We start from the raw sequence: 11915 nt of genomic DNA on the forward strand, positions 1-11915 counted from the left end.
CGGCCCTCACGCGGCCATGCGGCTGCGTCCCTGGATGCTGGCGCCCGCCTCGGGGGACATGCGCCGGAAGAGCGGCCCGGCGAGCGCCGTCACCACGCCCACGGCGACGAAGGGGAGGATGAACTGCCCCGGGGTGATGACCCCCTCGGAGTCTCCGCGCGCCAGGTGCAGCATCAACCCGCCGAAGCTGATGCCCAGGCTGAGCCCCATCTGCTGCGTCACCACCGACAGTGTGGAGGCGTTGCTCACCGTGTTGTGGGGGATGTCCGCGTAGGCCACGGTGTTGAGGGCGGTGAACTGCATGGAGCGCATGAATCCGCCCACCACCAGCACCAGCACCATGAGCGGCACCGGCGTCCACCCCCGGAAGAAGGCGGGCAGGGCCGTGATCGTGGCGGTGACGAGGTTGGAGAAGATCAGCGTGGAGCGGAAGCCGAACCGGCGGATGATGCCGGGCGCCACGGGCTTGCACGCCATGGCCCCCACCGCCGTGCCCACCGTCACCAGTCCCGTCTCCAGCGGCCCCCACCCGAGCCCCACCTGGAACAGCAGCGGCAGCAGGAAGGGCGTGGCGCCCAGGCCCACCCGCACCACGGTGCCGCCGATGAGGCTCGCCCGGAAGGTGTCGTAGCGCACCAGCCGCACGTTGAGCACCGGCCGCTCCACCCGCAGGGCATGGCGGATGTAGGCCGCGATGAACCCGAGCGCGAGCCCCCACATGCCGAGCTGCACGGCCGCCGGCACCAGCCCCATGCCCACCACCTCGGACGCGCCCACCAGCGAGGTGATGGCGGTGGCCGCCAGCAGGAAGCCCTTCATGTCGAACCGGCCCGGATACGGCTGGTGCAGGGGCGGCACGAAGCGCAGCACCGCGAGCATGCCGAGGATTCCCACCGGCACGTTGATGAAGAAGATCCACGGCCAGTCCGCGATCTTCAGGAGGAAGCCGGCCAGGGGCGGCCCCACGAGCGGACCCACCAACGCGGGCATGGTGAACCAGCTCATCGCCGACACGAGCCGCTCGCGCGGCGCCGAGCTCACGACGATGAGCCGGCCCACCGGCACCATCAGCGCGCCCCCGACACCCTGGAGCATGCGGAAGACGACGAGCTCGGCCAGCGAGCGCGAGAATCCACAGAGCACCGAGCCCACGAGGAACACCCCCATGGCCGTCATGAACACGCGCCGGGGCCCGTACCGGTCGGCGATCCACCCGCTCGCCGGCGCCACCACCGCCAGCGCGAGGATGTAGGACGTCAGGGCCAGCTTCAGGTGCACCGGATCGCTTCCGAACGCCGTGGACAGGGCGGGCAGCGCGGTGGACAACGCCGTGGAGTCGATGAACTCCATGAACAGCGCGCTGGCCACCGCGATGGAGGCGAGCCGGGAGCCAGTCGTGGATGGGCGGGGCGGAGCCTCGGGGGACGGCGGGGGCGAAGTCACGATTGTCCTTATGCTCCCTGCCCCCAGACCTGTCACGCCCACCGTGTTGACGGGCCTGGAGGCGCTCGCTCAGATGGCCGCTCCCTCTTCACCAGGAGTCCACGTGCCCCAGCTCCTCCTCCACCACTACCCGAGCTCGCCCTTCTCCGAGAAGATCCGCGCCATCCTCGGCTTCAAGGGGCTGCGCTGGTCCTCGGTCGTCATCCCCGTCATCATGCCCAAGCCCAACGTGGTGGCGCTCACGGGCGGCTACCGCAAGACGCCCTTCCTGCAGATCGGCTCGGACATCTACTGTGACTCGGCGCTGATCGCGGACGTGCTGGAGCGGCTCGCGCCCACGCCCACGCTCCACCCGCCCGAGTCCGCGGGGCTGGCGCGCATCGTGGCGCAGTGGGCGGACTCCTCGCTGTTCGGGGCCGCCGTGGGCCACATCTTCCAGCCCGCGGGCGTGCAGAGCCTCTTCGGCAATCTGCCTCCGGAGCACATCAAGGCCTTCCTGGCCGATCGCGCCGCCCTGAGCGCTGGCGCCAGCTCGCCGGGCATGAATCCCCAGGAGGCCACGGGGGCGCTGCGCCTGTACCTCCAGCAGTTCGACGCGCGGCTGGCGGATGGCCGACCGTGGTTGTTCGGCCAGGCCCCGAGCCTCGCCGACTTCTCCGTCTACCACTGCCTCTGGTTCGTCCAGCAGGTGAAGGCGGTCTCGGGCATCCTCGACGAGGCCCCGCACGTGAAGCGCTTCCTCGACCGCTGCCAGACGTTCAGCGAGGGCGCGCCCGAGCAACTGTCGAGCACGGAGGCCATCGCGATCGCCGCGCGCGGCCAGCCCGAGCCCCTCGCCGACGAGCCCTTCCTGGATGCGCAGCAGGGGCTGGCCAAGGGCTCGCGCGTGAAGGTGTCGGCCACGGACTACGGCAAGGATCCGGTGGAGGGCGAGTTCGTGCTGTCCCGTCCGAACGAGCTCGCCATCCGGCGCACCGACGCGCGCGCCGGCGAGCTGGTCGTCCACTTCCCGCGCCTCGGCTTCCAGGTGCGCGCGGCGCAGTAGCCACCCATCGCGAGAGGCGCCCGTCTGTCCTCCCGCCGACATCGCCGGCTCTTCCTGCCCCCGAGGGCGATGGCAGTGACTCCCATCGCCAGATGCTCCTCGGAACGAAGGAAAGGTGCCGATTCCGCGCCACATCGGGAATCGCTGTGGTTACAGTTTTCTCGAGGTACTGGAGCCCTCACCCCGTGATCGGCTCCTGAAGCTTGAACCCGGGCCGCGCGGGGGGGTGGGAGGCGCGTGTCCGATGGGAGGCACCATGCCGCGTCGGATCCCGGAACCTGGCGGACCCTCGAGTCCCATGAGGGGGCAGTCGCGGGGCTCCATGAACTCGCCGGTCCAGCGGGTGTTGATGACCACGGACGCGGTGAGCGGTGTGTGGACGGACTCGCTGGAGCTGTGCCGGGCGCTGGCGGCCCGGGACGTGCGGGTGGACCTGGCGCTGTTGGGAGGACCCCTGTCCACCGCCCGGGAGATGGAGGCGCGGGGCGTACCCGGCCTCGTCCTCCACGAGAGCCCCTGTCAGGCGGAGGCGTGGGAGGCGTGGCTGCTGGAGCGGGAGGAGCAACTGGCCCCCGACATCGTCCACCTGCATGTCGCCAGCCATGGGGAACTGGCCTGGAAGGCACCGACGTTGGTGGTGGCGCGCGCGTGTCCCCTGTCGTGGGGCGAGACCCTCCCGGGAGGGCACTCGCCCGAGCGCTATGCGCACCCCTGGTGGGAGACGACGCGGGGCCTGCGCGCGGCGGGGTGCGTGGTGGCGCCCACCTCGGCCATGCTCGCCTCGGTCGAGCGGCACCATGGCCCCTTCCTCTCCACGCGCGTCATTCCTCCCGCGCGGCGCGCGGAGGCCTTCCTTCCGGATGCGAAGGAGCCCTTCGTGTTCTCGTCGTGCCGGGTGTGGGACGACACCAAGAACCTGGCGGCGCTGGAGGCCATCGCTCCGAGGCTCTCCGTGCCGGTGCGCATCGCGGGGCAGGCGCCTCGCACCGTGCAGGCGGAGTCGCTGGGGCTGCTGTCGGAGGAGGAGCTCGCCGGGTGGATGTCCCGGGCGGCCGTGTTCGCGCTGCCCGCGCGCCACGAGCCCTTCGGGCTGTCCGTGCTGGAGGCCGCGCTCGCCGGGTGCGCGCTGGTGCTCGGAGACCTTCCGAGCCTGCGCGAGGTGTGGGGAGACGCCGCGCTCTTCGTCCATCCGGATGACGTGGAGGGGCTCGCGCAGGCCCTGCGCTGGTTGATGACCCACCCCACCGAGCGCGAGTGCCAGGCGCACCGGGCCCGCACCCGGGCGCTCACCTTCTCGCCCCGCCGCATGGCGGAGGCGTACCTGGAACTCTACGCGGCGCTGCGCATGCGGCCCGTGGACCCCTGGGCGCGGCTGTTGCGCGCGGGCTGACGCGAGGGGCGGGCTTCAGTCGTCGCGCTCGGTGCTGGAGGGGCCCCGGGCCTCATCCCCCATCATCGCGCGCAGGGTGTTCTTGAGCCGCCGCTCCTGCGGGAACAGGTCATGCTCGGCCGAGTGGCCCGCATCGGTCATGGGGCTCTTGAAGTAGAAGCCGAGCCAGTCCTGTGTGCCGATGCGGCCCGCGCGTTGCGCCAGGTCCATCAGCAGCGCCAGATCGAGCACGATGGGCGCCGCGAGGATGGAGTCGCGGCACAGGAAGTCGATCTTCATCTGCATGGGGTAGCCCAGCCAGCCGAAGAGATCGATGTTGTCCCAGCCCTCCTTGGCGTCGCCCCGCGGCGGGTAGTACTCGATGCGCACCTTGTGGAAGAGGTCCCCGTAGAGCTCCGGGTGGTCCCCCGTCTGGAGGATCTCCTCGAGCACGCCGCGCTTGGTGATTTCCTTGGAGCGGAAGGACTCGGGATCGTCGAGCACCTCGCCGTCGCGGTTGCCGAGGATGTTGGTGGAGAACCACCCGCGCACCCCGAGCATGCGCGCCTTGAGGGCGGGGGCGATGACGGTCTTCATCAGCGTCTGACCCGTCTTGAAGTCCTTGCCGGCGAGCACCACCTCGTGGTGGCGCGCGAGCTCGGCGGCGGCGGGGAAGTCCACCGCGAGGTTGGGTGAGCCATTGGCGAAGGCCACCCCTTCCTGGATGCAGGCCCAGGCGTAGAGCTGCGAATTGGTGATGGAGGGAGCGTTCTCGAGCAGCCCGGCCTCGAAGGCGCGGCGGGAGGCGTGCACCTGATCGGCCGCGACGTAGGTCTCGGTGGAGCCGCACCAGACGGCCACCGCGCGGGTGCAATCCTTGTCACGCAGGAAGGCGCGGATGTCCTGGCGCACCTGCTCCACCAGATCCGCCTTGGTCGCGCCCGTCTTCACGTGCGTGCCGTGCAGCCGCTTCACGTATTGCGGATGGAAGACACCCTTCATGGGCCGGATGGCTTCCAGCTCTTCGCGGATGGGCTCGAGCTGAGCGGGCTCCAGCACCTTGGAATGGAGGGCCGCTTCATGGACATTCTCGGGGAAGATGTCCCAGCCGCCGAAGACGAGCTGATCCATGCGGGCCAATGGCAGATATTGGCTCAGGCGGACCCGTTCTCCGCCCACGCGCAGGCCTCCCATCTGCGTGAGCGAGCCCACCGGTAGGCCCAGGCCCCGGCGGGCCAGCAGGACGCCCGCGATGAACGTGCTGGCCACGGCGCCCATTCCTGGCAGCAGGACGGCGAGTTTTCCTCCAGGGGGAGGCAGGGAGGTCGATCGTTTCATCTGTTCCTCGAGGTGTGGTCCGCGGCGGCTGGCGGACCCATGTCCACACCACCATGGCATGGAGAGGGTGTCCTGCGAGGTCATGTCGACCGGGTGACTTCCGAGGTGTCCTATAGTGGTCTGTTCGCGGAATGTTTCGCGTCACTTCTCGTGCTTCATGCGAATCCTGGCGCTTCCAATGATCGAAGCCATCAAGCTGTGGAACGAGCCCAACAACATGTCCCACTGGGACTTCGGCATCGACAAGGATTGGAGCATCTTCTCGCGCATGGTGCGCCTCGCCGGAGTGGCGGTGCGGGCGGAGAATCCATTGCTCACCCGGGTCCTCGGGGGCATGTCTCCCATCGACGTGGCCTTCCTCCGCCGGATGTCCGACCTGGGCGCGCTGGACGAGGTGGATGTCGTGGCGGTGCATGGCTTTCCACTCGATTGGAATCACTGGCAGATCCACGAGTGGCCCGAGCGCATCGCCGAGGTGCGCGCCGCCTCGCGCCACCCCGTCTGGGTGACCGAGGTGGGCGTCTCCACCTTTGGCGCCGAGGAGGTGCAGGAGTTCGGTCTGCGGCGCACCGCGGAGCTGCTGCTTGGCCAGGTGGACCGGGTGTTCTGGTACAGCCTCTATGACTTGCCGAAGGCCTGGCCGGCGACCACGCGCCACCGCGAGGCCGAGGGCTCGTCGTACTACCGGCACTTCTACATGGGGCTCCTCACGGAGGACGGCACACCCAAGCGCGCGCTGCGCCACCTGGCGGACTACACGCCCCAACTGGGCATCTGCCAGTGGTTCCACTTCGAGGACCCCCGGTTGGAGGACGCGGTGGCGTGGCTCAAGAAGCTGGGCGTCAAGAAGCTGCGCACGGGCCTGAGCTGGGCGGACAGCCACCGGCCCAACGCGGAGGCCTGGTTCGACCGGCAGATGAGCGTGCTCGACGACTTCGACGTGACGCTGACGTATTGCTTCACCCCGGGCTCGCGCGGCATCAACGATCACCACACGAGTCCACCCCAACAGATCGAGGAGTTCGCCGAGTTCTGCGCGCGCATGACGCGCCGTTACGCGAAGTAGGAGACCACGACGGTATGGAGGTGGGAATGTCGAGCGCGACAATGGAGGCGGCGGTGCTCGCGGGGCCCAGGGGCGCCCGGGTTCAGCGCGTGGCGCGGCCCGAGCCGGGGCCGGGCACCCTGCGGGTGAAGCTCGAGGGCTGTGGGGTGTGTGGTTCCAACCTCCCCGTCTGGGAAGGGCGCGAGTGGTTCCGCTATCCCATGCGGCCGGGCGCCCCGGGTCATGAGGGCTGGGGCGTGGTGGACGCGGTGGGCCGTGGCGTGACGGGCTTCCGGGTGGGCCAGCGCGTGGCGGCCCTGTCCTCGGCCGCGTATGCCGAATACGACGTGGTGGGCACGGACGCGGCGGTGCTGCTGCCTCCGGCGCTCGCGGGCAAGCCCTTCCCGGGCGAGCCGCTGGGCTGTGCCATGAACATCTTCCGCCGCGCGGACCTCCAGGCCGGACAGACGGTGGCCATCATCGGCATTGGCTTTCTCGGAGCGCTGGTGACACGGCTGGCGACGAACGCCGGGGCGCGCGTGCTCGCCATCACCCGGCGGCCCTACGCGCTCGAGCTGGCGCGCCTGTACGGCGCCGCCGAGTGCATTCCCATGGATGACCACTGCAAGATCATCGAGCGAGTGAAGTCGCTCACCCAGGGCACCTTCTGCGACCGGGTCATCGAGGTGGTGGGCGAGCAGTGGCCGCTGGACCTCGCCGGCGAGCTCACGCGCGAGCGCGGCAAGCTCGTCATCGCGGGCTACCACCAGGATGGGCCGCGCCAGGTGAACATGCAGCTATGGAATTGGCGGGGCCTGGACGTCGTCAACGCGCACGAGCGCGATCCCAAGGTCTACGTGGAGGGCATCCGGCTCGCCGTGGACGAGGTCGCCTCGGGCCGGATGGATCCCTTTCCGCTCTTCACCCACCGCTTCGGGCTGGATGAACTCAACCTCGCCTTCGAGACGATGCGTACCCGTCCCGAGGGCTTCCTGAAGGCGCTCATCACCGTATGAATGGACATCCCCTCCAGCGAACCGTGCCCCGTCCGAGGCTGGGCTTTCTCGGCGTGGGTTGGATTGGACGCCACCGCATGGAGGCCATCCTCCGCGGCGAGCGGGCCGAGGTGGTGGGCGTGGCGGAGCCCAGTGAGGCCGCCGCCCGGGAGGCCTCGCGTCTCGCGCCGGGCAGCGTGCGGGTGGACTCGCTCGAGGCGCTGCTGGACCTGGGGCTCGATGGGGTGGTCATCGCCACGCCCAGCGCGTTCCACGCCGAGCAGTCCGTGCGAGCCCTGGAGCGGGGCGTGGCCGTGTTCTGCCAGAAGCCGCTCGGCCGCACCCAGGAGGAGGTCCGGCGCGTGGTGGACGCCGCGCGCGCGGCGGACCGGCTGCTGGGCGTGGACCTCAGCTATCGCTTCACCACCGGGATGCGGCGGCTGCGCGAGCGCATCCAGTCGGGCGCGCTGGGTGACATCCACGCGGTGAACCTCGTCTTCCACAACGCCCATGGTCCGGACAAGGCGTGGTTCTACGATCCGAGGCTCTCGGGCGGCGGGTGCGTGATGGATCTGGGCATCCACCTGGTGGACCTGGCGCTCTGGGTGTTGGGTTTTCCCGAGGTGCGGCGCGTGACGAGCCAGCTCTTCGCCCAGGGCCGCCCCATCTCCGGACGCACGGAGGCCGTCGAGGACTTCGCCGCCGCGCAGTTGGAACTCGCGCCGGGCACCGCCGTCCAGCTCGCGTGCTCCTGGAAGCTGTCCGCCGGGTGCGACGCGGTCATCGAGGCCTCCTTTTATGGCACCCAAGGGGGCGCGTCGTTCCGCAACGTGAATGGCTCCTTCTATGACTTCACGGCGGACCTGTTCCGAGGGACCTCGCGCGAGCGTCTCACCGAGCCGCCGGAGGAGTGGGGTGGCCGGGCCGCGGCGGATTGGGTGGCCCGTCTGGCCCAGGGCGCCCGCTTCGAGCCGGAGTCCGAGGAGTTCGTCCAGGTGGCGGGCGCGCTCGAGCGCATCTACGGAGAGACGCGCGGGCTGCCGCCCGAGGTGTCTTCGTTCTCGGACTCCCCGCCCTCCGTCTCCGCGGTGGACTGAAGGCCTGGTCCCCGGGTACGACATTTGAAGTAGGGTCGGCTGAACGACTTTGGACGTAGTGAACTGTCGCTTCTCCGACGGATGTCGCGAGGTGTCCTCAATCCCTTGTCCCAGGGTCAGCGAGTCCGATGTAGATCGTCTTTGTCCTAGGACAAAACCATCACGCCAGGACTGACGTGAGTCATTGAGCCGCAATGGCTCACGCGGCATCTGTCTGTCTGGGAGGGAGCATGAGGCGCAAGCAAATACTCATCACGGGGGGCGCGGGTTTCATTGGATCTCATCTGGCGGATGAGCTCCTGGCGCACGGCTATCACGTCCGGGCGTTGGATGCGCTGTTCCCCCAGGTCCACGGAGAGAGACGGGAGCGTCCGTCCTATCTGAACCCAGACGTGGAACTGGTCATCGGAGACGTGCGGGACCGCGATGTGGTGCGGAGCGCGCTCGAGGACGTGGACGTGGTCTATCACTTCGCCGCGGCCGTGGGCGTGGGCCAGAGCATGTACGAGGTGGCGCACTACACCTCGGTGAACAATCTGGGCACCGCGGTGTTGATGGAAGCACTCATCGCTCGTCCCGTGGAACGGCTGGTGGTCGCCTCCAGCATGAGTATCTATGGCGAAGGGCTCTTCCGCACGCCGGATGGGCGTCTCGTGCCCGGCACGGAGCGAACCTTGGATCAACTCCAGTCGGGCGATTGGGAGTTGCGTGGTGCCAGTGGGGAGCTGCTCTCCCCGCTGCCCACGCCCGAGACGAAGGCCCCGGGGCTCTCGTCCGTGTATGCCCTGTCCAAGTATGACCAGGAGCGGCTGTGCCTCATCACCGGCCGCGCCTACGACATCCCCACGGTGGCGCTGCGCTTCTTCAACGTGTACGGCCCGCGCCAGGCGCTGTCCAATCCCTACACCGGGGTGCTCGCCATCTTCGCGGCGCGGATGCTCAATGGAAACGCACCGCTCATCTTCGAGGATGGGATGCAGCAGCGCGACTTCGTGAACGTGCACGACGTGGCGCGCGCCTGCCGTCTGGCCATGGAGTCCGGGGAGGCTCCCGGCAACGTCATCAACATCGGCAGCGGGCGCTGCGTCACCGTGCGCGAGGTGGCCTGGGCGCTCGGCGAGGTGATGGGCCTGCCGCACCTGCGGCCCGCGGTGACGGGCCAGTACCGCATGGGCGACATCCGCCACTGCTTCGCCGACATCACCCGGGCCCGCCAGGTGCTGGGCTACGAGCCCCAGGTGGAATTCCAGACGGGTCTGGCCGAGCTGGCGCGATGGCTCGAGGGGCAGGTGGCCACGGATCGCGTGGCCGAGGCGAAGGCGGAACTCGAGGCGCGGGGATTGACCGTATGAGCAAGGCGCGGGTGGGACAACAGAGTGGTCATGGCGGGAAGGTGGTCATCTTCGGAGGCGCCGGGTTCATTGGCTCCAACGTGGCGGACCAGTACCTGGGAGAGGGCCGTCAGGTGCACATCTTCGACAACGTCTCGCGTGCCGGCGTGGAGCGCAACCTGCGCTGGCTCACGGATCGCCATGGTGCGCTGCTCGACGTGACGGTGGGCGACATCCGCGACGAGCAGGCGGTGCGGCGGGCGGTGCAGGGCGCGGCGGAGGTGTTCCACTTCGCGGCGCAGGTGGCGGTGACCACCAGCCTCGAGGACCCGGTGCACGACTTCGAGGTGAACGCGCGCGGGACGCTCAACGTCCTGGAGGCCCTGCGGAGCATGCGGGAGCCGGCCTCGCTGCTCTTCACCTCGACGAACAAGGTCTACGGCGGGCTGCCGGGGATGGAGTTCGTCCAGGAAGGTCGCCGCTACGTGCCCCGGGACGAGGACCTCCGCGCGCGGGGCCTGAGCGAGCGCTGTCCGCTCGACTTCGAGAGCCCCTATGGCTGCTCCAAGGGCACGGCGGACCAGTACGTGCTCGACTACGGGCGCTCCTTCGGCCTGCGGACCGTGGTGTTTCGGATGAGCTGCATCTACGGCCCGCGGCAGTTCGGCACCGAGGACCAGGGCTGGGTGGCGCACTTCCTCCTCCGGGCGCTGGCGGGCCAGCCCATCACCCTCTACGGGGACGGCATGCAGGTGCGCGACATCCTCTTCGTGGAGGACCTGGTGCGCGCCATGCGTCTGGCGCAGACGAACATCGAGCGGCTCCGGGGACGGGCCTTCAACATCGGCGGTGGCCCGGAGCGCACCGTGAGCCTGCTGGAGTTGCTCGAGCTGATCTCCCAGCACACCGGACGGCCTCCGGAGATCCGCTTCGAGGACTGGCGCACCGGGGATCAGCGCTACTACGTCTCCGACACCCGCGGGTTCCAGGCCGCCACGGGCTGGGCACCGCGGGTGGGAGTCGAGCAAGGGGTGGCCCGGCTCCTCCAGTGGTTGGAAGGGCTGGCGACGACGAGCGCCGCGGTCGCGGTCCACGCGGGATGAGCCGGGAGGTTTCCTGATGCCGTCGGTCCGACGGGTGTTGATGACCGCCGACACGGTGGGCGGCGTGTGGGCGTATGCCCTGGAGTTGTGCCGCGCGCTCGGGCACGAGGGCATCCAGGTGGACCTGGCGACGCTGGGGGCACCGGTGTCCGCCGCGCAGTGGCGCGAGGCGCGGCAACTGCCGAACCTCACCCTCCATGAGAGTCATTACCGCCTGGAGTGGATGGACGAGCCCTGGGAGGACGTGCGCGCCTCCGGGCAGTGGCTGCTCGAGCTGGAGGCGGCGCTGGCTCCCGACATCGTCCACCTCAATGGCTTCTGTCATGGCTCGCTTCCCTGGCGGACGCCGGCGCTGGTGGTGGCGCACTCGTGCGTCCTCTCCTGGTGGGAGGCGGTGAAGGGGGAGCCCGTCCCCGAGCAATACGCGCGTTACGGGCGCGAGGTGTCGCGGGGGCTGCGCGCGGCGGCGTGCGTGGTGGCTCCCAGCGCCGCCATGCTCGCCGCCACCGAGCGGCTCCATGGCTCCTTGCGCTTCACGCGTGTCATTCCCAACGCGCGGCGGGCGGAGGCCTACCCCCCCGGCCCGAAGGAAGAGTTCGTGCTCGCGGCGGGACGGCTGTGGGACGAGGCCAAGAACCTGGCGGCGTTGGACGCGGTCGCGCCGGGGCTGCCCTTTCCCGTGCGCGTGGCGGGCGGGGCTCAGCACCCGGGAGGCGGCGGCAGGGCCCGGGCTCCGCATGTGCAATCGCTCGGCGCACTGCCGCCCGGGGAACTCGCCGGGTGGATGGCGAGGGCGGCCATCTACGCGCTGCCCGCGCGCTATGAGCCCTTCGGGCTGTCCATCCTGGAGGCCGCGCTCGCCGGGTGTGCACTGGTGCTCGGCGACATCCCCAGCCTGCGCGAGGTGTGGGGCGAGGCCGCGCGCTTCGTCCACCCGGACGACGAGGAGGGGCTCGCGCGCGCTCTCCGGGAGTTGATGGCCCATCCCGCCGAGCGCGAGCGTCTGGCTGGCGAGGCCCGAGCCCGGGCGCTCACCTTCACGCCCCGCCGCATGGTGGAGGCGTATCTCGAACTCTACGCCGCGCTGCGCGCGCGGCCTTCCGCGGCGTGGGTCGGTCCCACGTCTCATGTCTCCTGACGGCCCCCCTC

General features: G+C 69.8%; 10 protein-coding genes. 8 read left to right on the forward strand and 2 right to left on the reverse strand.

Going from position 1 to position 11915, the window contains the following annotated elements; translation table 11 throughout:
• Positions 1-6: 6 nt before the first annotated feature.
• Entirely contained in the window at positions 7-1443 is a 1437-nt protein-coding gene (locus tag D187_RS19930; RefSeq protein WP_002622524.1) for an MFS transporter, read from the reverse strand.
• Positions 1444-1546: 103 nt separating this feature from the next.
• Between D187_RS19930 and D187_RS19935 the strand changes: the two genes are divergently transcribed.
• Both D187_RS19935 and D187_RS19940 read left to right on the forward strand, forming a co-directional pair.
• A complete protein-coding gene (locus D187_RS19935) occupies positions 1547-2488 on the forward strand; it encodes a glutathione S-transferase family protein (RefSeq protein ID WP_043430625.1) in 942 nt (313 codons plus the stop codon).
• Positions 2489-2810: 322 nt separating this feature from the next.
• Complete coding sequence (locus D187_RS19940; protein WP_002622522.1) at positions 2811-3878, forward strand: glycosyltransferase family 4 protein; 1068 nt, start codon at positions 2811-2813, stop codon at positions 3876-3878.
• Positions 3879-3893: 15 nt separating this feature from the next.
• Here the strand turns inward: D187_RS19940 and D187_RS19945 are convergent, their stop codons facing one another.
• Positions 3894-5195: an inositol-3-phosphate synthase gene (locus D187_RS19945; RefSeq protein WP_043430627.1), complete on the reverse strand. Its 1302-nt coding sequence runs from the start codon at positions 5193-5195 to the stop codon at positions 3894-3896.
• Between the two features lie 178 nt (positions 5196-5373).
• Here D187_RS19945 and D187_RS19950 point away from each other — a divergent pair, with 178 nt between their 5' ends.
• From D187_RS19950 to D187_RS19975, 6 genes are all read left to right on the forward strand, one after another.
• Positions 5374-6261: a glycoside hydrolase 5 family protein gene (locus D187_RS19950; RefSeq protein WP_043430629.1), complete on the forward strand. Its 888-nt coding sequence runs from the start codon at positions 5374-5376 to the stop codon at positions 6259-6261.
• 26 nt (positions 6262-6287) lie between these two features.
• Entirely contained in the window at positions 6288-7256 is a 969-nt protein-coding gene (locus tag D187_RS19955) for an MDR/zinc-dependent alcohol dehydrogenase-like family protein (RefSeq protein ID WP_155893453.1), read from the forward strand.
• The gene (locus tag D187_RS19960; RefSeq protein ID WP_051256427.1) at positions 7253-8332 is read left to right on the forward strand and encodes a Gfo/Idh/MocA family protein; all 1080 of its coding nucleotides are present in this window, start codon (positions 7253-7255) and stop codon (positions 8330-8332) included. The genes D187_RS19955 and D187_RS19960 overlap by 4 nt, the downstream gene beginning before the upstream one ends.
• A 230-nt stretch (positions 8333-8562) precedes the next feature.
• Entirely contained in the window at positions 8563-9684 is a 1122-nt protein-coding gene (locus tag D187_RS19965) for an NAD-dependent epimerase/dehydratase family protein (protein WP_002622517.1), read from the forward strand.
• Entirely contained in the window at positions 9681-10766 is a 1086-nt protein-coding gene (locus tag D187_RS19970) for an NAD-dependent epimerase/dehydratase family protein (protein ID WP_002622516.1), read from the forward strand. The genes D187_RS19965 and D187_RS19970 overlap by 4 nt, the downstream gene beginning before the upstream one ends.
• A gap of 16 nt (positions 10767-10782) precedes the next feature.
• The gene (locus D187_RS19975; RefSeq protein ID WP_002622515.1) at positions 10783-11904 is read left to right on the forward strand and encodes a glycosyltransferase family 4 protein; all 1122 of its coding nucleotides are present in this window, start codon (positions 10783-10785) and stop codon (positions 11902-11904) included.
• The last annotated feature ends 11 nt before the right edge of the window (positions 11905-11915 follow it).

Source organism: Cystobacter fuscus DSM 2262 (genome assembly GCF_000335475.2).
GTDB classification, from domain to species: domain Bacteria; phylum Myxococcota; class Myxococcia; order Myxococcales; family Myxococcaceae; genus Cystobacter; species Cystobacter fuscus.

What these genes read in the sequence shown, in the direction of transcription:
- D187_RS19940 (WP_002622522.1), top strand. Translation starts at nt 2,811, where the DNA reads ATGAACTCGCCGGTCCAGCGGGTGTTGATGACCACGGACGCGGTGAGC.
- D187_RS19955 (WP_155893453.1), top strand. Translation starts at nt 6,288, where the DNA reads ATGTCGAGCGCGACAATGGAGGCGGCGGTGCTCGCGGGGCCCAGGGGC.
- D187_RS19960 (WP_051256427.1), top strand. Translation starts at nt 7,253, where the DNA reads ATGAATGGACATCCCCTCCAGCGAACCGTGCCCCGTCCGAGGCTGGGC.
- D187_RS19965 (WP_002622517.1), top strand. Translation starts at nt 8,563, where the DNA reads ATGAGGCGCAAGCAAATACTCATCACGGGGGGCGCGGGTTTCATTGGA.
- D187_RS19970 (WP_002622516.1), top strand. Translation starts at nt 9,681, where the DNA reads ATGAGCAAGGCGCGGGTGGGACAACAGAGTGGTCATGGCGGGAAGGTG.
- D187_RS19945 (WP_043430627.1), bottom strand. Translation starts at nt 5,195, where the DNA reads ATGAAACGATCGACCTCCCTGCCTCCCCCTGGAGGAAAACTCGCCGTC.
- D187_RS19975 (WP_002622515.1), top strand. Translation starts at nt 10,783, where the DNA reads ATGCCGTCGGTCCGACGGGTGTTGATGACCGCCGACACGGTGGGCGGC.
- D187_RS19950 (WP_043430629.1), top strand. Translation starts at nt 5,374, where the DNA reads ATGATCGAAGCCATCAAGCTGTGGAACGAGCCCAACAACATGTCCCAC.